Raw genomic sequence first — 20,465 nt, 5'->3', positions numbered from 1 at the left:
CGCGCCTCAGGTGTAGGAGCCGAGCCGGCACCCGAACAGGTCGGGCGGGTTCATCACGCTCTCGCCGTCCACGAGGTCGAGCAGCTCGTAGTAATCCTCCGGGCCCGTCATGGCCTTTGGGGCCTTGCCGCGCAGGATCGGGATCGGCCGGACCATCTGGTGGTCCTCGGCGCGGTAATAGACCTTGCCGATCGTAGTCTCGTAAGGCTGAGCCTTCGAGGACTCCATGACCTTGATCACATCGACCGGGTTGAAGCTGTTCGCCCGCTCGACCGAGAGCGCCCAAAGATAGGTCTGCAGGTAGCCGATATGCGCGCCCCAGCGGGGCTTGTAGCGGTTCTTCTGCTCGAAGCTCTCGACGAAACGCTTGGCGAGGGGGGCGCGGTCCTGCATCGTCCACCAGAAGTCGCAGGAGCCGTAGACGCCCTGCATCAGCTCTGGGCCGACCTCCTTGTCCTGGAAGGCCGAGAGGTTCGGCACCACGAGCTTCATGCTCGAGAGAATGCCGAACTGCTCGGCCTGCTTGGTCGAGGCGACGGCGTCCGAGCCGAAGCAGATGTTCACGAAGACGTCGGCGCCGCTGTTGGCGATGTTGAGCAGCGCCGAGCTGTAATCGGCCGTGCCGAGCGGCACGGTCTCCTTCAGAACCTGCGTCCAGCCTTGTTCCTTGGTGAACTTCGCGAAGGAATCGTAGACCGTTTGGCCGTAGGTGTAGTCCGGCACCAGGAAGGCGGCCTTGAGCTTTGTGCCGAGCGCCTTGGCGACCACGGGGGCCAGCGCCTTGGCTGCCATGTAGGCGTTCTGCTGCGAGCGGAAGCCGTAGCGCTGGCAGTTCTTGCCGGTGACGTCGTTCGAGCCGGCGATGCCGACCATGTAGAGGACCTTGTCACGGGAGGCCAATTCCTCCAGCGCGATGGCCTCGGCGGAACTCACCGAGCCCTGGAACAGGATCGCCTTGTCGCGCTGGATGAACTGGGTGGCGGCCTGAACCGCGACGTTGGGCTTGCCCTCGGTGTCGGCGACCTTGTGCCGGATCTGCCGCCCGAGAACGCCTTTGCCCTTGAGGCCCCAGACGGCCGGGATCTCGCCGCCCGCGTTGATCTGGGCAATCGCCAGCTCGTAGCCGAGCTTCAGGTCGCTGCCGTCGCCCGAGAAGACGCCCGTGAGCGGCATGTTGAGCCCGACGAAGACGGAGTCTGCGCTCACGCCGTCGGGGAAGGTACCGATCCGGGCCGGACTCTCGGCGAGGGCGCCGCGTCCCAGCCCCGGCAGAAGGAGCCCGGCGGCCCCTCCGAGCAGCAGCCTACGGCGGTCCAGGGACTTGGCCAGGGACATGGAACGACTCCTGTTCGGGTGCTCAGCGGGATCGGATCGGGCAAGTCACGCGCCATCGGCCTCGGACGGAGTCGGATCGGTCGGTCGGGCAGGCGCCGGACCGTCGCGGAACTGCGCGGGTTCGAGACGGCGGCGGTTCACCGCGAGATCGAACACGTCGAACCGGTTGTAGTAGCCGACGACGTCGTGGAACTGCTTGGGCTCGACGCAGGCGTTGAGGTCGATCTCGGCGTAGAGAATGCCCTCATCGAGGAGCGCCTCGCCGATCTGTGCGCCGGTCGGGTCGAGGAAGAAGCTCGCCGGGCGCGGCGTGCCCTCCAGAACCTCGGCGGCGGCGGGATCGTGGGCCGCGAGGAGGTCGAAGGCCGCCTTATCGAGCAGGCCCGCGGTCGCGAGCCCGAACACCTTCGCCTCGAAGCAGTGGGCCGCGGTGCGGATGCGGTTGGCCGCCACGATGTCGTAGTTGCCGCCGCCCTTCGGCCGGCGCGTCGGCCAGACCGGGGGCCAGGATGAGATGTGCAGCTGCTCGCCCTGGGCCATCAGGCTGTAGCGGGCGAGCGGGTTGGTGTTCTCGCCGCAGATGAGCTGCCCGATGCGCCCGACCGTAGTCTCCACCACGCGCAGGCCGGCCCCGTCGCCCGCCGCCCAGACCAGCTTCTCGTAGAAGGTCGGCACCAGCTTGCGATGGTGGTTGAGCAGGCTGCCGTCCGCGCCGATCAGTAGGTTGCTGTTCCACAGGCAGCCGAGGCTCGCGGGCGAGCGCTCGCTGATGCCGAGCGAGACGACGATCCCGGCGGCCCGCGCCGCTTCCCGGATCCGCGCCACCTCCGGCCCGTCAACGCGCACCGACTCCGCGCACATGCGGGCGAACAGGTCGTGGTTGTCGATCGGAGCCGAGAGCGCTGCCCAGACTGGGAAGGCCGGGATGAAGGTCTCCGGGAAGGCGACGAGGCCGGCTCCGGCGCGCGCCGCCTCCCGGATGAGCGAGACGGCCTTCTCGGTCGTGGCGGCCGCATCGAGGAAGACGGGGCTCGCGTGAACAGCGGCGGCTTTGAAGCGTGGAAGCATGACTCACCTTTTCGTGAGGCAGCTTACCGACGGGTGCTGGCCGGCGAAGTCGAGAAATCTGCAAGGCCACTTGCGGACATCGTGCAGGATGCTTGCGCCCTCAACCTTGGCGCGAATCTTGCCGGGCATTTCCCATGCGCTCGCTCGACCTGCTCGACTGGGACGACCTGAAGGTCTTCCTCAACGCCGCCCGCGGCGGCAGCCTGGCCGGGGCTGCCAAGCGGCTGCGGGTCGACCAGTCGACGGTGAGCCGGCGCCTAGCCCATCTGGAGGCCGCATTGGGGCTCGCCCTGTTCGAGCGCGTGCCCTCGGGCCTGCGGCTGAGCGAGGCGGGCCAACGCCTGCTCGGCCACGCGGAGCGAGCCGAAAGCGCGGTGATCGCACTGCGCGAGGAGGTCTCGCCCACCTCCGGCCAGGCCTGCGGCCGGGTGCGGATCGCCACGATGGAGGGGATCGCCTCGCTCTACCTCGCCGAGCGCTTCGTCGGCCTGCGCGAGCGCTTCGCCGACTTGACGGTCGAGCTCGTGACCTCTGCGCAGACCGTCTACGTCAACCGGCGCGAGGCAGACCTCTTCCTGAGCTTCTTCAGGCCGCCCGGCCAGGGCCTCGTCTCGGAGCAGGTCGGCCGGTTCCGGCTCGGCCTCTATGGCGCGCCCGCCTACCTCGCGCGGGCCGGAATGCCGCAGAGCCTCGACGACCTCCGCCAGCACGCCTTCATTTCCTACATCGACGACCTGATCCAGGTGGATTGCGTGCGCTGGCTCGACGACGTCGCGCGCGAGCGCCGCACGGTGTTCCACTCGACCAGCATGATCGCGCAGAAGCAGGCTGCTGTCGGAGGGCTCGGGCTGGTGCTGCTGCCGAGCTTCGCCGTGAACGGACGCGACGACCTCGTGCCCGTGCTGCCCGCGCTCGCCGCGACCACGCGCGATCTCTGGCTCAACGTGCACACGGACCTGCAATTCGCGCCGCGGATCCGGGCGGTGGTCGGTTTCCTGACGGCGCTGTTCCGCGCCGACCCGTCGATGCAGATCGGGATGCAGGCGGGCCCGGCCCATTGCCGCCGCAGCCTCGCCGAGGCCATGCACTGAGCTGCGCCCCAGAGGATCGCGCGGATCAGGTCCTCGAGAGCCCGAGCCGGGCCGCGACACGGCGTGCGGTGACCTCGCGCCGGGCCGTGATCTCAGCCGCGCCCGCGCGGGCCTGGGTCAGCACGGCCTCCGATGCACGGTCGGGCGTGCCGGCATCGAAGGGCGGCTCCGGGGCGTATTCCATGTAGAGCTGGATGACCTGCGCGGCCTCCGCGCCGCGCAGATGTGCCGCTGCGGTGAGCGCCCCGTCGATCCCGGCCGTGACGCCGGCCGCGGAGATCATGTCGCCGTCCACAACCACCCGGGCATCCACGGCAGTCGCTCCGAACAGGGGGAGCAGGTGATGCGCGCTCCAGTGCGTGGTCGCCCGCCGGCCCTTCAGCAGGCCGGCCGCGCCACAGACCAGCGCACCGGTGCAGACGGAGAACACGCACAGGGCCCCCGCGGCCTGATCCCGGATCCAGCCCAGCACGGCCTCGTCCTCCATCAGCGCCTCCTGGCCGTAGCCACCGGGTACGTGGATCAGGTCGAGCTGCGGTGCCTCCGCCAATGTCGCGTCCGGGCTGAGCCTGAGGCCGCGCACGTCGCGCACCGGCTCCCGGTCCGGTGCGTAGATCCGGTAGGTCGCGTTCGGGATCCGGGCCAGCACCTCGAAGGGGCCGGTCAGATCGATCTGGTCGAGCCCCTCGAAGAGGAGCGAGCCGATCCGAAGGTGACGCTCGGGGTCGATCATGCGTGAAGACTCCTCTCGATGAATGCCCGCTGGGATTCTGGCTGGGACAGGCGCCGCTCGGCGCGGAAGCGGTTGCGGTAGTCGCCGGGAGGCACGCCGACCTGGCGCAGGAAGGCACGCCGCATGGTCTCGTCGGCCCCGAAGCCGCAGAGCGCGGCGACCGCCGCGAGGCTGCTCCCTTCGGCTTCCAGCATCCGGCGTGCCGCCTCGACCCGGAGCCGCTCCAGCAGGCGGGCGGGTGTCGTGCCTGTCTCGGCGCGGAAGGCGCGGGCGAACTGGCGCGGGCTCAGGCCGACGCGCGCGGCAAGCGTCTCCACCCGCAGCGGCCGGTGCAGGTTCTCGCTCATCCACGGGACGAGGTCGGCGAGCCGGGTGGACAGGCTGGTCTGTGCGGCGAGATGCGGGCTGAACTGCTTCTGGCCGCCGGGCCGCCGTAGGAACATGACCAACTCGCGCGCGACCGCGAGCGCCAAGGCATGGCCATGATCGGCCTCGACCAGGGCAAGGGTGAGATCAAGCCCTGCGGTGATTCCGGCCGAAGTCCAGACGCCGTCGTCGTGGACGAAGATCGGCTCGGGATCGACGGTGATCCCCGGATGGGCGCTCGCGAGCGCTTCGCCCCAGCGCCAGTGCGTGGTGACGCGGCGCCCGTCAAGGCAGCCGGCCGAGGCTAGGATGAACGCGCCGGTGCAGACCCCGACGACCCGCCGCGCCCGGCTCGCCAAGCGGCGCGTGAGGTCGCGGACGACTGGCTCGCCGCAGCGGCGGCGCGCTCCCTCTCCACCCGCGACGATGAGTGTGTCGAGCGTGGGCCAAGCCTCAAGGTCCGACACCTCGATGGTCGAGCCGAGCGCGAGCCCCGCGGTGGTCGCCGGCGATCCCGGCTCCGGCACGATATGGCAGGCGAGATGATAGAGTCCCCCACCACCGAGGCGGTTGGCCTGTGTCAGGATCTCGGCCGGCCCCGCAATGTCGAGAAGCTGTGCCGGCGCAGCGGCGAGGATCAGGACGCGGCGCGGCGGTCGGGCGAGCGGTGACATGGCCCGGATCCTCGCACTCGCCTGATGGGGTCACAACGTCGTAGTTCCCTCGCATTCTGCCTTCGCCGCCTTTCTCCGCGCGCCATGTGCGGCGAAGGTCGAGCTTTGCAGACCGTCATGGCCTGACTTGATCTGCTCGCGCGTCGCATGAAGCGCAGCAGGAGTGGGGACGCGGCCCGCGACTTTCACATCCGCCACCACGACGAAGGTGAGCCCATGACCAGGGCCGGTAATCCGATGCCCGGTGCAGATCCGGGCGCCCTCGTCGAGAAAGACAGTGAGGGAAACCCTCTGCCGCCGCGCGGGTCCCGGCCTGCTCCCGCTGAGCGACCGCCCGTTCAACGCGGCCCGCAGCCCGATGAAGCTCTACGAGTATGCGGCGGCCCGCCTGCCGGTCGTCTACAAGGCGAGCGCGGAACTGTGCAGGCTTGGCCTGCCCTTCGCCTTTCCCTACCGGGTGCAGGACATTTTTCCTGCGGCCGTCAGGGCGGCTGCCCTGTATCGAGAGACGGGCGGCGCCGAGATGCGCGCGTTCGCCGAGGCGAAGTCGTGGCGAGGTATCGCCGAGCGGATCCTCGATTTCGCCCGCCGCGTCAGGGCATAGGTCTGAGCTGCCGCTCGGGGAAAGGATCCCGAGACGCTCCTGTTGCTCTTCGTCCTGTTGAGGATGCGCCCGCAATGCAGCGGTCCGAACGACGAAGCCGTCCCGGACCGGGCGCCGGCTCACGCCTGTGTGGGCCGCGCTGCCGGCAGGAGAGCTGTCGCCGCACGCCGGCATACGCGCCGCACCAGTTCCTGCTGACGCAGGGCTGGCCGCTCGACTGCGTACCAACTGAGGACGCCGAGGAAACCCGCGACGATCAGCGCGACCGTGCTGTTCGACCAGGGTGAGAGGCCCGGCACATGCAGCACCAGGAGGTTCTGCACCGGAAAGGCGTACAGGTAGAGGCCGTAAGAGGGATCTGCCCTGTTGAGGGCGAGGCTGACAGGCGCGGGGCGTACCGCAAAGGTGAACCAGAAGATCAGGTACCCGCCAAATGCCGCAAAGGCGGGCTCAGCGAGCGGAGGGCTGAACATCAGCGGCAGGAGCATCAGGGCCGCGATGAGGGCGCCGCGCCGCGTGTAGCTGATGCGGTCCCGGAACAGGTAGAAGGCGCTCCCGCAGAAGAACACGAAGGTCAGCCGGATCAGCTCCGATAGGGTGCCAAGCAGGGAGCCGGGCGCGCCGATCGGCAAAAAGAACCAGCGCAGGACGTAGAGACCTGCGAGCCCCGCGAGGAGAAGAACGGACCGTCCAGGCCGCCGCAATGCGCGCGCATCGTTGGCAAGGGACAGGAGCAGGTAACAGCCGAACTCGCACGGGATGGTCCACATCGACCCATTCAAGTACGGGAACGGTAGTTCAGCAAAGGCACCCGGCACCACTGGCATCAGGAGCAGCATTGCCCTGGCGCAGCACTGCAGGACCGAGACCGCCGAGAGATCGCCCCCGGCGAACGGCGCGACGAGGACGATGCAGACGAGCGAGGCGACGAGAAAGCCTGGATAGATCCGCACCGCGCGCTTCATCAGATAGGCCGAGAAGGGGCGGGTGTTGAGATAGCTTCTGGTGATCAGATAGCCGCTCACCAGGAAGAAGCCATCGACGGCAAGCTCACCGAGCGACAGGGTGCCGAACACTTTGGTGAGCGGCTCGCGTGAGCGGTTGCCGTCGATGAGCTCTGGGGCATGTGACAGCACCACGAGAGCGGCAAACACGAGCCGGACCAGGCCGAAATTGTTGGCCCGGCGCTCGTCGTCCGGGTTCTGCTGCAGCGGTGTCACGGCATCGGAGCTCCAGGGCGCAACGTCACAGCTTGATCGCTCCGCCGGGGTCGGCCCTCTTGGTATGCCATTGGTTCGAGGCGCGTGGGGAGTTTACGTTCTGACGCCGCTCGTTGGGCAGCTCCTGTGACAGATCGGCACCATCGACGAGTCCGCGGCGACAGGGACTCCGTGCCGGCCTCGGCGTAGCCTCCCGCGTGTGAGCCATGGTCTGCCTCTGCGAGTTTCCCCGATGGAGGCCGAGAGGCCCCACCTTGCAGTCCGACTGCTCTCATCGACCGGACCCAGAGAATGAGACGACCCATCCCCTTGCCGACCAGTCCCGGTCAGGAGAGCGTGTGGGACTACCCGCGCCCGCCGCGCTTGGAACCGGTGCCGGAGCGCCTGAGGGTGATCTTCGAGGGCGTCACCATCGCCGACACGGTGCGAGGCTGGCGCGTGCTCGAGACGAGCCATCCGCCGACCTACTACCTGCACCCGGGCGATATCCTCCCCGGTGCGCTTGCTCCGGCTGGCGGCGGCAGCGTCTGTGAATGGAAGGGCCGCGCCGCCTACTTCGATGTCGTCGGGCCGCAGCGGCGCGCAGAGCGGGTTGCGTGGGTCTATCCGAAGCCGACTGAGCCGTTCGCCGCGCTCGCCGACCACGTCGCCTTCTACGCCGGTCCGATGGATGCCTGCTTCGTCGGCGAGGAGCGCGTCGCCCCGCAGCCAGGCGGCTTCTATGGCGGCTGGGTCACGAGCCGGGTCGTCGGTCCGTTCAAGGGCGAACCCGGCACGATGGGTTGGTGAGGGCCCGTCCCGATGGGTTGTGTCGACCAGGCTCAGCGCGGGCGCTTCGATCGCCCGGGGGCCTGCAGAACCGAACGACCCGTACCTGGAAAAGGCGTGCTGCGCGCGGAACTGGGGAGGCCTGACGGCGTTTCACGCGCGCGAGGCCTCATCGGGCTCGCATCTTGGGCGCCGGACCGAGTGTCCGGCGGCCCTCGTCATCACGTTGCTCCCAGGAGGATGTGGTCATGAGGACCTACGATTTCGCGCCGCTCTATCGTTCCACCGTCGGCTTCGACCGCCTGTTCGCGATGCTGGACCAAGCTGCCCGGGTCGAACCCTCGATGCAGTGGCCGCCCTACGACATCGAGAAGGTCGCCGATGACGCCTACCGCATCACCATGGCTGTCGCCGGGTTCGCGCAGGACGAGATCGAGCTGACCCAGCACGATACCACGTTGCTCGTCAGCGGTCAGAGGAAGGATGGGGACCGGGAGCGCGCGTACCTGCACCGCGGCATCGCCGCGCGCGCCTTCCGCCAGACCTTCAATCTCGCCGACCACGTCAAGGTCACGGGTGCGGCCTTGGAGCACGGCCTGCTGACCGTGGAGCTCAAGCGCGAGGTGCCGGAAGCGCTGAAGCCCCGCCGCATCGCCATCGGCGGCTGGCAGGCCGCCGGGCAGGACAATGCGCCGACCCGGCTCGAGGATCGCGCCAGGGCCGCCTGAGCCCCCGCAGCACCTCGCAGACGAACCGATGGTCCCGGAGGCCGGCGGCCCCCGGGGCCCCGTCCCCTTTCGTGCAACGCTCCGCACCATCAGGGAGGATGACCCGTGTCGACAATGGAGACGCACCTCACGCATTGCGGCCCGATGAACCCGCAGGGCACCCAGCCCGCTTCGTTCGAGGCCTGGCAGGCGCTCGCCACGCCCGGCGACGTGTTCCGGCACCCGCGAGAGGTCCTGGCGCACCCGCACCTGACCTCGGGGGAGAAGCGCGCGATCCTGGCCTCCTGGGCCTCGGATGCCTGCGCGCTGGAGAATGCGCCCGGCCTGCGCTGCCTCGCCGGCTGCCGGGCCGAGCCGGTATCGGTGGATGCAGTGCTGGCCGCCCTTGCCCGGCTTGACTGCGAGGCCGTCGCGCCTTCGGGGAAGCGGGAAGCGCCGCGCAAGCGTTCGCGCGGTCTCTCGCACCTGCACCGATACGTGCGCCCTCGCCGCCGGGACGATGATGACGACCCGCCGCCGTGCCCGGCCATGGCGATGCCGCGGCCCCGCATGCCCTCCGGTGCCGCGGCGCTCGCCGCTGCCTGACCGCTAGCGGCTTCGAGACGATCCCGGCCAGATGCATCGGTGCACCCGGCCGGGTCACCCGGCTCGCTTGGCCGGGTACGGGCCGCCCCGCCGCAACCCTTCGCCCGCGTCCAGGACTCACAGCGGCTGCTCAGGCGAGCACGCCGTGGTCTGTTTCGCCTCGGCCGCAGCGGCGGCGCGCCACTGCGTCAGGAAGCGCGGCACGCGCGGGCCGCCCATGGGTTTGGCGTAGCGATAGCCTTGCGCATAGTTGCAGCCCATCGCGCCGAGCCGCCGTGCCTGACCTGCGGTCTCGACGCCTTCGGCCGTGACCTTGACGCCCATGCTGCGGCCGAGGCCGACCACGGCCGCGACGATGGCGGCGTCGTCGTGATCCTGCTCCATGTTGCGCACGAAGCTCTGGTCCACCTTCAGGTGCCCGACCGGGAACTGCTTCAGGTGCGTCAGCGAGGCGAAGCCGGTGCCGAAATCGTCGAGCGTGATCAGAATACCGGCATCCTGCAGCCGCTGGAGGGTCGCCGGCACGTTCTCGCTGCCGTGACCGAGGAAGACGGTCTCGGTCACCTCTACCTCGAACAGGCTGGCGGGAACGCCGTGCATGTCCAGCACCGCCAGAATGCTGCCGGCCAGGTCAGGCTTGCGGAACTCCGCCGAGGCGAAGTTCACCGCCACCCGGCCGGGCTTCAGGCCGCGCTCCCGCCACGTCCGCAGATCCGCGACGACTTGGCGGAGCACGGTGTCGCCGATGGCCGTCGCAAGCTCCGGATCTTCGAATGCCGAGCCGAAGTAGCCGGGTGTCAGCAACCCTCGCTCCGGATGCTGCCAGCGCGCCAGCGCCTCGAAGCCGACGACGGCTCCGGTCGTGAGGCACACCTTCGGCTGGTAGAACGGAACGATCTGGCCGGCCTCCAGTGCAGACCGAACCTCGGTCGCGATGGCGACCCGCCGCTCGGTCGCCGCGCGCATCTCCGGCGCGAACACGACCGCGCGGTTCCGGCCCTGTGCCTTGGCACGATCGAGCGCGATGTCGGCATCCTTCAGGAGCTCGCGCGGCTCACAATGGTGATCCGGGTAGGATGCGAGCCCGATGCTCGCCCTGCAGGAGAGCGTGTGGCCGCGGTAAGGGAGGGGCTGCCCCAACCGTTCGACCAGCGCCCGTGCATGGCCGGACGCGTGCTCTAGGCGCAGCGGTGCCGTGAGCAGCAGGGCGAACTCGTCACCGCCAAGGCGCGCCGCGGTGTCGGTCTCGCGCAGGCCCTCCCGCAGGACCTGAGCGACTTCGACCAGCACTGCGTCGCCCGCATCGTGTCCGAGGGTGTCGTTCACGTCGCGCAAGTGGTCGAGGTCCAGGAGAAGCAGGCTCATGCTCGCGCCGCCCTGCGCCGCGTCGGCAAGCGCCTGCTCCAGACGCTGGTGGAACAGCCGGCGGTTCGGCAAGCCCGTGAGCGCATCGTGGTTGGCGGCCCGCCACGCCTGCGCCTCGGCCTGCTTGCGCTCGGTGATGTCGCAGGTGATGCCGACGATCCTGTCATCATCGACGCGCTCGACCGCGGCGCTGAGCCAGAGCACGCGGCCGTCAGGATGGATATAGCGGAACTCGCGCTCCTCCCGGTCCTGGCTCCCCTTCTGCACCAGCCGCGTCATCCGCGGGCGATCATCAGGATGGACGCGGTCGAGAAACAGCGAGAGGGGCCCCGAGCGGATGCCGAGCAGGTCGAAGGCGTTTCCCGACCGCGTGGTGCAGCCGGTCCTCAGGTTGTGTTCCCAGGCCATCATCCGTCCTGCCCGCAAGGCAAGCCGCAGGCGCTCCACGCTGGCGCGCAGCGCCGAATCGGCCCTGCGCTGCTCGCTGATGTCGCGTACGGCGCCGACCATGCGCAGGGCTCGGCCTTCGGCGTCACGGATCACGAAGCCACGGTCGTTCACCTCCGCGTAGCTGCCGTCGGCACGCGCCAAGCGGTACTCCTCGCTCCAGCGAGGCTCCCGGCCGCCGATCACGCCCTGGATCGAGGCTGCGACGCGCGGGCGGTCATCCGGGTGGATCTTGCTCAGCCACCAAGCCCCGGTGCCGGCGACCTCCGCGTCGGCGTAGCCGAGCAGCCGGCAGGTCCCTTCGCTCCACGCGACGCCGTCCGTCGCGAGGTCGTGATCCCAGATCGCATCGTCCGTGGCGAGCATGGCCAGCCGGTACCGCTCCTCCTTGAGGCGGATCGCCTCCGTCGCCTGCACGCCCTCGTGGATGTCGCTGTCGGTTCCGACCCATTCGAGGACCCGACCGGAGGCGTCCCTCAGCGGCACCGCCCTGGTCAGCGTCCAGCGGTAGGTTCCGTCGCGGCTCAGGGTGCGGAACTTGAGAGTGCCCGCCGCTTGCGAGGCGAAGATCGCGTGCCACGCAGTGGTCACGCGCTCCCGGTCATCGGGGTGGACCGCACTCAGCCAGCCATAGCCCGTGTAGGTGCTCCGCGGCTGTCCTGTGTAGGCTTCCCACCCGCTGCTCTCGATGAGGGAGCCGTCCGGCTCCGCGCGCCAGACCATGCTCGCGCTCGCCTCGACCAGCGCCCTGTAGCGGTTCGCCGTCCTCTGCTGTTCGTGCTCAAGCGCGACCTGCGCCGTGACGTCGCGCGAGATCGCCAGGATCAGGCCGCCCGCGTCGCTCAAACCCTTGAGCGGGCTCAGCATCACATCCCACCACCGCGGCTGCCCCTTGGCCGTTCGGCAGAAGCCGCGGACGCGGGCGGCCTGCCCGGCTCGGGCCCGCTCGACCGCATCCTGCACGGCGATCCGGTCCTCGCCCTGCCAGAGATCAGCCCAGAACCGACCGAGGAAGAAGCCGATATCGTCGATCTCCATGGCCTGGAGGCCGCCCGCACTCAGGAAGAGCAGCCGCCCGTCCTGATCGAGCAGCTTCACGCAGTCGCTGCTGCTCTCCAGCATGTCCCGCAGCAGGTCGCCCACGAGCAGCGGATCCGGCGTAACCCGTTGGAGGGCGGAGTCCCCCCTCCCGGCGCCGCCCGGTGCGGATGAGGGATCGCGGTGAGCACCCCCCTCTGTCCAGAAGCGGAAGGTGCAGCGCCCCTCTGCTTTGGCACGGTAGAGGGCCTGATCGGCGTGCGCGTACAGGCCGTCGGCTTCGAGGCCGTCGCGCGGCGCGAGCGCGATTCCGATGCTGACACCGACGCCGGCCGGGTAACCGCCAAGATCCACCGGTGGCAGCATCGCTGCGATGACCCGCTCGGCGAGCCGGCCGGCATCCTCGGCGCGGGTGCAGCCGGTCTGGATGATGACGAACTCGTCGCCTCCGAGCCGCGCGACCGTGTCCTCGGTGCGCAGGACGGATCTGATCCGCTGCGCCACGACCTTCAGCAACTGGTCGCCGGCTTGATGCCCGAGCGTGTCGTTGACGAGCTTGAAGCGGTCGAGATCCAGGCAGTGCAACGCGAAGGCGGTGCCGGTCCGCTTCGCGCGCGCGATCTCCTGATCGAGCTGCTCGCGGAAGTGCAGCCTGTTCGGCAGACCGGTCAGCGGATCGTGGCGCGCGGCGCGCGCCATCTCGTTCTCGAGGGCTTTGCGTTTGGAGAAGTCGCGGATCACCGCAACGTAGCCGTTGGGCCCGCCCGTCGCCGCGTCCTGCGTGCGGCTGAAGGAGACCTCGACCCAGACGAAGCTGCCGTCTCGGCGGCGGTAGCGCTGCTGGGCCACCACCTCGCTGATCTGCCCGGTCTCGATCTGCGCCAGCAGGCGCGCGTAGCCGCTTGCCTCGTCGGGATGGACGAGCGCGTCCAGGTGCGTGCCGAGAAGGTCGTGCGATCCGTAGCCGAGCAGCCGGCCGATCGCGGGCGAGACGTAGCGCAGCCGACCGTCGAGGTCCGCCCGAACGATCACGTCGGTGCTGTTCTCGGTCAGCAGCCGATAGTTGGCCTCGCTCTCGCGCAGTCGGTCCGCCCGCTCGCGCGAAGTCCTGTCGGCTTGGCTCAGCCGAAGCTGACCGACCACGACCTGGGCCAGATCACGCAACTGCTCCTGCTGCTCGGGCAGGAGGGCGCGAGGCACACGGTCGATGATGCACAGCGACCCGAGGTGGATGCCCGGCCTGAGCACGAGCGGTGCACCGGCATAGAAGCGGACATGCGGCTCGCCGGTGACGAGCGGACTGGTCGCGAACCGCTCATCCTGAGTCGTGTCCTCGACCACCAGCACCTGATCGGACAGGATGGTGTAGGTGCAGAACGAGACCCCACGGGCCGTCCCATCCGCGTCCAGGCCGCACTTGCCCTTGAAGCGCTGCTCGGTCTCACCGACCAGCGACACGAGCGCGATGGGGACCCCGAACAGCGCCCGAGCAGCCCGGCAGATCGCGTCGTATTGCGGCTCGGGCGGAGAGCCGAGCACGTCCAGATCGTACAGTGCCTGGAGACGTTCCGCCTCATGCGGGTGCAGCGGGTACATACATCCTCTCGAAACGTCGGAACCTACCCGTGGACCTTCCACCTGACCCTGTCGCCAAGCCGGGACGCTGAAGGCGACGAGGCAGCTTCCCGCTCGCCTCTCGCGAGGACGCGCGGGACAGGGTGCTCGACGGCGCGCGCTCGGGGGAGGGGGAAGCGGAGCGCCGCCACGAATGCCCGGCACGGTCCTGGACCAGCATCGCTCGCACCGCCTCAGAAGAGCTCGATGTCGGGCAGAGCAGTGGCGTCCGAGGTTTGACCGCGCGCGCGCAGGTCGTTCTCATGCTGGATCTGCGTGACGTACCCGGAGCGGACACGCTCCATGAGCATCGCCGGCGTCACCGCCCGTGCCGTCTCCATCCCCGTCAAGGCGTCCCGCTGATCGTCGAGGATACGGTGCAGGAGGCCCATTGCGACACCGATTCCCTCGATCTGCTGGCGTACGACATCCTGGAACTGGACCCTGCCGACGGCCTGCATGATCTGCAGCGTGATCGCGTGGTTGCGGTCATCGATCGCGCCGAGGTCCGCCTGTGCGCGCCCACGGCAGCGAAGGCTTCCGACAGCGCGGCGACCTCGGCCAGAAGGCGCTCGATGCTCGCCTGCTCGGCCTGTGCGCGGACTTCCGTGCGGGCTGCGAGCAGGTTCGCCTCGATGGATTCCTTCATCGCGCTCATCTTGCCGCTCGCATCCGCGACCGCGCCGCGAGAGCGCTGCACCAGGGTCCGGAGCTCCCGCGCGACGACCCCGAAGCCGAGCCCGGTCTCGCCCGCGCGCCGCTTCGATGCTGGCATTGAGCGCCAGCATGTTGTTCGCGTTGCCCACCTGCTCCAGAACATGCGTCAGGCCGTCGAGCTCCTTCATCTGATCGGCGATCGCCGCCAGATGCTCGCGCTCGGAGCGCGTCTCCTCGAGACGCGTCGCCAGATAGGCGTGGAGGGCGGCGAGGAGGGCCGCGTAGGCCGTGTCGCCGTGCTCCACGAGGCCGCCCATGCGTTGTCGGGTCGTGCCGATGAAGGCCGTCGCGTCGGCGAGCGCGTCGTCGAGCGTGCGCAGCTGGGTCAGCAACCCCGAGGCCGCCTCCTCGGTCTGCTCGACGATGCTGCGTAGCTGGAGGCCGACAATTGCGAAGAACGGCTTGAGTTCCGTCAGGGTGTTGCAGGCCTCTGCGATCGCCTGCGGATCGCACGGCACCGACACCGAAATAGGCGAGCCCTCGTCCGGAGGCGCAGCGGAGGCGGCGCGTCTCGACCCGCACAATGGAGTTGGCGATGGGATCGAAGTCTTCGGGGCGGCCGAGCGCCTCCGTGGCGATTGTGTAGGCCTTCAGGCGGCTGCCGCGTCCGACGAGGCTTTCGTGGACGAGGTAGGCGAGCAGAGCGGCGAGCTTGGGTGATTTGCGGAACTGGGCGTGCCGCTGCAAGCGATCGACTTCGGCCTCGATGGCAGCCTGCCCGAGCAGAGAACGATCCATGGTTTCGACGAAGCTGAGCAGCTCGGGTTGTTCACGCAGTGTGGCGCGTTTATGCAATCAGTAGTAGAAAGTCGAGCCCCTGCAAGGACACCGCAGATGCGCGGCCGTGGCCGCTCGGCCAGGCAACCCCATCGCCCCGCTGGGAGGACGCCTCGTTACTTCGTGGGGACCCCGACTTTTCGACCTCAACATCTTCGCCCTCGACCGGGAACGGAATCACGTGGCGGTCCTGTTCACCACCATCACCGAACGCAAACGGGCGGAAGCCGCCCTGATGTACCCCGAGGGCGCAGCCTGGCTGGCGGCCGTGGTGGTCGGGCCGGTGCCGAGCATGGAGCGGGCGCTCGCCCTGATCGAGCACGGCGCGCTCGACGCGGCGGTGCTGGACCTCACCCTGGGCGAGCGCGGAACGGTGTTCCCAATCGCCGACCGGCTCGGCGCGCTCGGCGTGCCGCACCTGTTCGCCACCGGCGACGTTCAGGTCGCGCGCGGCTCCGGCTACGAGGACCGGCCCCGACTGGGGAAGCCCTACCGCGAGGCGGAGCTGGTCCGCGTCGTGGCACAGCTCACCGCCTCCGCTCAGACGGTCTCGTGACGCCCATCGCCCTGATCCGCCCCTGATTTCGCGGACACGGGGGATTGCGCTCACGACTGGTTCCGCAGGCTCGGGCGTGATGTCGCTGCGCTCCGAATGAATGCGTTGCCGATCGTCGGAGCCCTTGCTGGAAGCGGACAGGTCGCGCGCCGGGTCTCCTCGATGCGGCAACGATCATCGTGTCTTGAGCCGCGCTCAGCTTCGAGCCACGGGTGCGCTCGTGTCCGTCCCAGGCCGCACGGGCGCCGCGCACAGGTCGCGGCAGGGCGGATTCGGCCGCGCTGTCGACAGCGCCCGCCACCGGGATATCCTCGAGACCAAACTCGAGGATTGCCGCCATCCCGAAATCGGAAGGCGGAGACGCGCGAGGACCGGATCGCTCTCGCAGCGGTTCGGCCTCGAGCCGGTCAGGACGAAGCCCGAAACGCCGATTCAGGAAACGCGCATGTCGGATGAACCGCACGGTCTCGACCGGGGCCTGACGAACTATGGGGACCGCGACTTCGCCCGCTTCCTGCGCCGTTCGTTCGCGCGTTCCATGGGCATCTCGCCGGTCCTCCTGAGCAAGCCCGTGGTCGGCATCGCCGTGACGCCCTCGGGCTTCAACAACTGCCACAGAGGCATGCCCGAGCTCGTAGAGGCGGTCTCCCGCGGGGTGCTGGCGGCCGGCGCCCTGCCCAGACCCTTCCCGACCGTGTCGCTCGGAGAGGTTTTCCTCAATCCGACCAGCATGATGTACCGCAACCTCATGGCCATGGACACCGAGGAGATGATCGGTGCCCAGCCCATGGACGCGGTGGTGCTTATCGGCGGATGCGACAAGACCGTGCCGGCTCAGCTCATGGGCGCGGCCTCGGCCGATGTGCCGGCCGTCCAGCTCGTCACCGGGCCGATGTCGACCGGTCGCCACCGCGGTCAGCGCCTCGGCGCCTGCACCGATTGCCGCGGTTTCTGGGGCAGGTACCGCGCCGGAACGGTCGACGCGGAGGAGATCGCTGAGGTCGAGGGCCGACTTTCGGTCACCGCCGGCACCTGCGCGGTGATGGGCACGGCCTCCACCATGGCCTGCATCGCGGAGGCGCTCGGCATGTCGCTGCCCGGCACCGCAGCGATCCCGGCCGTGCATTCCGACCGCCTCGTCGCCGCCGAGGAGAGTGGGCGCGCCGCCGTGCGCCTGATCGAGACGAAGATCCGGCCCTCCCAGGTCATCACCGAGAAGTCTGTCGAGAACGCGATCCGGGTGCTGATGGCCCTCTCGGGCTCGACCAACGCCATCGTGCATCTCACCGCCATCGCCGGACGACTCGGCATCCGGATCTCGCCGGAGCGCTTCAACATGATCTCGGATGAGACGCCGGTGCTCGTCGACCTGAAGCCGGTCGGCCAGGGCTACATGGAGGATTTCCACGCCGCGGGCGGCATGGGCGCGCTGCTGCGCGAGCTGCGGCCCCTGCTGCACCTCGACACCCTCGACATTGAGGGCCGCACGCTCGCCGAGCGCCTGGACGAGCCGGCAGGTTGGATCGAGAGGTCGGTGATCCGGCCCGCCTCCGATCCGGTCTCGCCAGTGGGCGGCTTGGTCTCGCTGTCGGGGACCCTCGCCCCGGACGGCGCCATCTTCAAGCGTGCGGCGGCGACGCCGGACTTGTTCGAGTCGGAGGGACGCGCCGTCGTGTTCACCGGGCTGGAAGATCTGAGCCGGCGCATCGACGACCCCGAGCTCGACGTGGAGGCGGGCGACATTTTGGTCTTGCAGAACGCGGGCCCGCACGCGGCGGGCATGCCGGAGGCGGGATACCTGCCGATTCCGAAGAAACTCGCGCAAGCGGGCGTGAAGGACATGGTGCGCATCTCGGACGCGCGCATGTCGGGTACGGCTTTCGGCTCGATCGTGCTGCACGTCGCGCCGGAGGCGGCGATCGGCGGCCCGCTCGCGGCGGTCCGCGACGGTGATCGCATCCGCCTGTCGATCCGGGAGAAGCGCGTGGATCTCCTCGTCGCACCCGAGGAGATCACACGGCGGATGAAGGGTTTCCAGCCGCCGGCCGCTCCGAAGCGGGGCTATAAGGCGCTCTATCGCCGGAGCGTGACGCAGGCGCCGGAGGGCTGCGACTTCGATTTCCTGGCGGGAGGAGCCGGGGGCTGACGAGAGAACCTGTTCGTCGCGCGCTACGTCTTCGGCTCGCATTCTGCCGGAACGACGACGCGGTGAACGGCTTGGTTCCGACCTGCCATACCCACGGTGCGCCCCGATGCTGGACGGATCCGACACCCCGAGACTCGACGAGACGCCCGAGCCGATGGGCGATCCACCGGCACCGCCCAGGGCACCCGAGAGCGATCCCCCACACGAACCGACCACGCCGCCCGTGCAAGGCGGCCGCTCGGACGAGCTGACGAAGGAGGGGGAGGCGGCTGACAAGCTCGGCGATTTCGCCTGACGGCGCCGATCCGATCGTGCCACGGTGTCGCTCGCCCGCAGCGAGCGGTCAACGGGCGCGACCCGTCGCTGCCGCTCGCGCCTCGGCGACGAGATCGCCGAGGATCGCCAGGGCGGCACGCGTAGTGCCCGGGCTCGCCATGGCCGGGCTACCTGCCGCGAAGGGCGGCTGCGGTGCGTACTCGGCGACGAGCTGCGCAGTGCGCGCGTAATCCTCACCCCGAAGGCGGGCGGCGAGCGCGAGGGCGAAATCGAGCCCGGCCGAGACGCCCGCCGCGGTGATCCGGTCACGGTCGAACACCACGCGCTCGTCGACCGGAATCGCGCCGAGGAGCGGCAGCACACTCTCGCGCACGCACCAGTGCGAGGTCGCGCGGTATCCATCGAGCAACCCGGCGGCGGCGAGGATCAGCGAGCCGGTGCAGACGCTCGTGACCCAGCGCGCCCGGCTCGCCCGGTCACGCAGGAAGGCGAGCGTTGCGGCATCGCGCATCTGCGCGGGCGTACCGTCGCCGCCGGGCACGAACAGCACGTCGAGTTCGCTGGGACAATCGGCAAAGCTCGTCGTGGCGAGCAGGCTCAGACCGGTGTCGCTCGGTACGGGGCCTGGGGTTCGGGCGACGAGATGGAGGCTGCCGGGCGCGAGGCCCGCGAGCAAGCCTTGCGGGCCGACCACGTCGAGGGCCGTCATGCCCGGATAGAGCAGCATTGCGATGCGGATCGGCCGTTCCGTCGCGGACGAGAGGGCCGCGTCGCGAGCTCGAACGGGGCGGGGCAGCAGGCCCGCCGCCGCGAGGGCGGCCGCGCCGACCGCGCGGCGGCTCACCACGACCGGTGATCCGGCTATCGGCGTGTCATCCCGAGCCGATATCAGACCGGTGCCGTCTGTCGCCGCCAGAGGCTGCGCAGGGCACGGAAGGGGAGGAGCGCCAGCTTCAGCACGGCTCGCAGGAGGAGCACGACAAGAACGGTGAAGACCGCGGCCAAGGCATTGATCAACGCGCGCACTCTCTGATGAGCCGATAGGCCGAACCGTCTTCGACGACAAGCTGCCATCGGACGATGAGGCGCCCGGAACGCGGCGACACTGTGGAGGTGCCCGCGCGGTTGTGCATCGAGATCGTCGCACCCGTCCGCACCGCGTCGCGGATGGGTCAGTCGAGGTCGGGCTCGACCGTGATGGCGGCGAAATACGCTGCGAGGCGCTTTCCCGCTTCGAAATCCGCGCAGTCGATGTTCACCTGAGCGGGCCAGATTCGGTCTTCCTGTCGGAGCTGATGCAGGATTCGCTCGGCCGTATCGGCAACCTCGGATTCGGTGCTGCCGACCACGCGGCACTCGTACCGCTTACCAGAGATGACGATGGTGAAGGGTGCCGATCGCATGGATTAGAGATGGGTGGCAGCGCCCGCTTTCGCGCTGCGACAGAAGGCCCGATCCCGATGCGCCCGGCGTCCGCTCGCGCCTCCGACAATCACGCGATTGAACGCGATCTACACACGGCGTGCAGAACAGTTCGACTTATGCCGCTGATGCTCTAAATTGATCTCTGCAACATGTCAGAGGAGAGCATATGGCCGATCCGCAAACTCATGTTCCGGTCTACCGTGGCATCTCCGCTGTCAGGCAGGATGAACGGACGTCGAGAGCCGCGGCTGTATGGGACGAGGTTGCGGAGGAGCGCCAAGCTCTGGAGGATCGGACATCACGCCTGCGAGCGATGCGGCAAGCCCGCGAGGACGGTGTCAGCTCGCCATCCGGGAGCTAGCCTGGCGGACGAGCGCGACGTATCATGCAGTGTTGCCGCGCGTCGCAGGCTGTCACATCGACGGGCCGGGGATCGTAGAGCCGGCCACGAAGTTGAGTACCAGCTCGGCCAGTCGCCGAGGAGGAGAGGGTTTTTATGAGCACCGGCACTGTTAAGTGGTTCAACGAGACCAAGGGCTACGGCTTCATCCAGCCCGATGACGGCGGCAAGGATGTGTTCGTTCACATCTCGGCGGTCGAGCGGGCCAACATGCGTACCCTGGTCGAGGGGCAGAAGATCTCCTACGAGGTCGAGACGGATCGCCGCTCCGGGAAGGAGTCGGCAGGTCAGCTTCAGAGCGCCTGAACCCGGCCGGTGAAGGCCACGCGCCACTGGTCGCGAGCCTTCACCGTTTCTTAACCATGCGGCTGCCATTCTCGGGCATCCCGGCTGCGGTATCCCGCTGGGCTGGAAGCGGCCATGATGCCCAGAATGGTGACGCCGGATGTACGCGCACCCTTCTGGCCCGTGGTCGTAACGTTTCCGACGCTGAGCACCGCTGATCCGGGACATTGTCCCGGATCAGCGGTGC

General features: G+C 69.1%; 19 protein-coding genes. 9 read left to right on the top strand and 10 right to left on the bottom strand.

Annotated elements, in window-relative coordinates:
- Positions 1-6: 6 nt before the first annotated feature.
- Both MFF54_RS11060 and MFF54_RS11055 read right to left on the bottom strand, forming a co-directional pair.
- Complete coding sequence (locus MFF54_RS11060) at positions 7-1,335, bottom strand: substrate-binding protein (protein ID WP_238302816.1); 1,329 nt, start codon at positions 1,333-1,335, stop codon at positions 7-9.
- Between the two features lie 45 nt (positions 1,336-1,380).
- Entirely contained in the window at positions 1,381-2,403 is a 1,023-nt protein-coding gene (locus tag MFF54_RS11055) for a carbon-nitrogen hydrolase family protein (protein ID WP_238302814.1), read from the bottom strand.
- Positions 2,404-2,537: 134 nt separating this feature from the next.
- On the opposite strand from MFF54_RS11055, the gene MFF54_RS11050 reads away from it, so the two are divergent.
- Positions 2,538-3,494, top strand: coding sequence for a LysR family transcriptional regulator (locus MFF54_RS11050; RefSeq protein ID WP_238302812.1), 957 nt, complete (start codon positions 2,538-2,540; stop codon positions 3,492-3,494).
- 25 nt (positions 3,495-3,519) lie between these two features.
- On the opposite strand, the gene MFF54_RS11045 is transcribed toward MFF54_RS11050, so the two are convergent.
- Complete coding sequence (locus MFF54_RS11045; protein ID WP_238302810.1) at positions 3,520-4,227, bottom strand: DJ-1/PfpI family protein; 708 nt, start codon at positions 4,225-4,227, stop codon at positions 3,520-3,522.
- Positions 4,224-5,267, bottom strand: coding sequence for a GlxA family transcriptional regulator (locus tag MFF54_RS11040; RefSeq protein WP_238302808.1), 1,044 nt, complete (start codon positions 5,265-5,267; stop codon positions 4,224-4,226). Before MFF54_RS11040 ends, MFF54_RS11045 begins: the two co-directional genes overlap by 4 nt.
- A gap of 277 nt (positions 5,268-5,544) precedes the next feature.
- Between MFF54_RS11040 and MFF54_RS11035 the strand changes: the two genes are divergently transcribed.
- Positions 5,545-5,871, top strand: coding sequence for a glycosyltransferase family protein (locus MFF54_RS11035; protein WP_238302796.1), 327 nt, complete (start codon positions 5,545-5,547; stop codon positions 5,869-5,871).
- 119 nt (positions 5,872-5,990) lie between these two features.
- On the opposite strand, the gene MFF54_RS11030 is transcribed toward MFF54_RS11035, so the two are convergent.
- Positions 5,991-7,091, bottom strand: a complete 1,101-nt coding sequence (locus MFF54_RS11030) for an acyltransferase family protein (protein WP_238302793.1) — start codon at positions 7,089-7,091, stop codon at positions 5,991-5,993.
- Between the two features lie 291 nt (positions 7,092-7,382).
- Here MFF54_RS11030 and MFF54_RS11025 point away from each other — a divergent pair, with 291 nt between their 5' ends.
- The 3 genes from MFF54_RS11025 (at position 7,383) to MFF54_RS11015 (ending at position 9,172) form a co-directional block, all read left to right on the top strand.
- Positions 7,383-7,880, top strand: coding sequence for a DUF427 domain-containing protein (locus MFF54_RS11025; RefSeq protein WP_238302792.1), 498 nt, complete (start codon positions 7,383-7,385; stop codon positions 7,878-7,880).
- Positions 7,881-8,107: 227 nt separating this feature from the next.
- Entirely contained in the window at positions 8,108-8,587 is a 480-nt protein-coding gene (locus tag MFF54_RS11020; protein WP_238302791.1) for an Hsp20 family protein, read from the top strand.
- 105 nt (positions 8,588-8,692) lie between these two features.
- Complete coding sequence (locus MFF54_RS11015) at positions 8,693-9,172, top strand: hypothetical protein (RefSeq protein ID WP_370880305.1); 480 nt, start codon at positions 8,693-8,695, stop codon at positions 9,170-9,172.
- Between the two features lie 117 nt (positions 9,173-9,289).
- Here MFF54_RS11015 and MFF54_RS11010 read toward each other — a convergent pair whose 3' ends face one another.
- Positions 9,290-13,618 carry a diguanylate cyclase domain-containing protein gene (locus MFF54_RS11010; RefSeq protein WP_238302788.1) on the bottom strand — a complete coding sequence of 1,443 codons (4,329 nt, stop codon included), beginning with the start codon at positions 13,616-13,618 and terminating at the stop codon, positions 9,290-9,292.
- Between the two features lie 212 nt (positions 13,619-13,830).
- Positions 13,831-14,817 carry a hypothetical protein gene (locus MFF54_RS11005; RefSeq protein WP_238302786.1) on the bottom strand — a complete coding sequence of 329 codons (987 nt, stop codon included), beginning with the start codon at positions 14,815-14,817 and terminating at the stop codon, positions 13,831-13,833.
- 494 nt (positions 14,818-15,311) lie between these two features.
- Between MFF54_RS11005 and MFF54_RS11000 the strand changes: the two genes are divergently transcribed.
- The 3 genes from MFF54_RS11000 to MFF54_RS10990 all read left to right on the top strand — a co-directional run bounded on the left by MFF54_RS11000 (position 15,312) and on the right by MFF54_RS10990 (position 18,127).
- The gene (locus MFF54_RS11000) at positions 15,312-15,686 is read left to right on the top strand and encodes a response regulator (RefSeq protein ID WP_238302785.1); all 375 of its coding nucleotides are present in this window, start codon (positions 15,312-15,314) and stop codon (positions 15,684-15,686) included.
- A gap of 445 nt (positions 15,687-16,131) precedes the next feature.
- Positions 16,132-17,832, top strand: a complete 1,701-nt coding sequence (locus MFF54_RS10995) for a dihydroxy-acid dehydratase (protein WP_238302784.1) — start codon at positions 16,132-16,134, stop codon at positions 17,830-17,832.
- 106 nt (positions 17,833-17,938) lie between these two features.
- Positions 17,939-18,127 carry a hypothetical protein gene (locus MFF54_RS10990; RefSeq protein WP_238302780.1) on the top strand — a complete coding sequence of 63 codons (189 nt, stop codon included), beginning with the start codon at positions 17,939-17,941 and terminating at the stop codon, positions 18,125-18,127.
- A 48-nt stretch (positions 18,128-18,175) separates the two neighbouring features.
- Here the strand turns inward: MFF54_RS10990 and MFF54_RS10985 are convergent, their stop codons facing one another.
- From MFF54_RS10985 to MFF54_RS10980, 3 genes are all read right to left on the bottom strand, one after another.
- Positions 18,176-18,835, bottom strand: coding sequence for a DJ-1/PfpI family protein (locus MFF54_RS10985; RefSeq protein WP_238302836.1), 660 nt, complete (start codon positions 18,833-18,835; stop codon positions 18,176-18,178).
- A 161-nt stretch (positions 18,836-18,996) separates the two neighbouring features.
- On the bottom strand, positions 18,997-19,125 hold the full coding sequence (locus MFF54_RS27645; protein ID WP_283206273.1) for a hypothetical protein: 129 nt from the start codon (positions 19,123-19,125) through the stop codon (positions 18,997-18,999).
- A gap of 155 nt (positions 19,126-19,280) precedes the next feature.
- A complete protein-coding gene (locus MFF54_RS10980; protein ID WP_238302779.1) occupies positions 19,281-19,457 on the bottom strand; it encodes a hypothetical protein in 177 nt (58 codons plus the stop codon).
- Positions 19,458-20,029: 572 nt separating this feature from the next.
- Between MFF54_RS10980 and MFF54_RS10975 the strand changes: the two genes are divergently transcribed.
- Complete coding sequence (locus tag MFF54_RS10975) at positions 20,030-20,239, top strand: cold-shock protein (protein WP_238302778.1); 210 nt, start codon at positions 20,030-20,032, stop codon at positions 20,237-20,239.
- The last annotated feature ends 226 nt before the right edge of the window (positions 20,240-20,465 follow it).

Source organism: Methylobacterium gregans (assembly GCF_022179245.1).
GTDB lineage: Bacteria > Pseudomonadota > Alphaproteobacteria > Rhizobiales > Beijerinckiaceae > Methylobacterium > Methylobacterium gregans.
The sequence above is the reverse complement of the archived record's forward strand: the minus strand, read 5'-3'. Positions and strand labels throughout refer to the sequence as shown.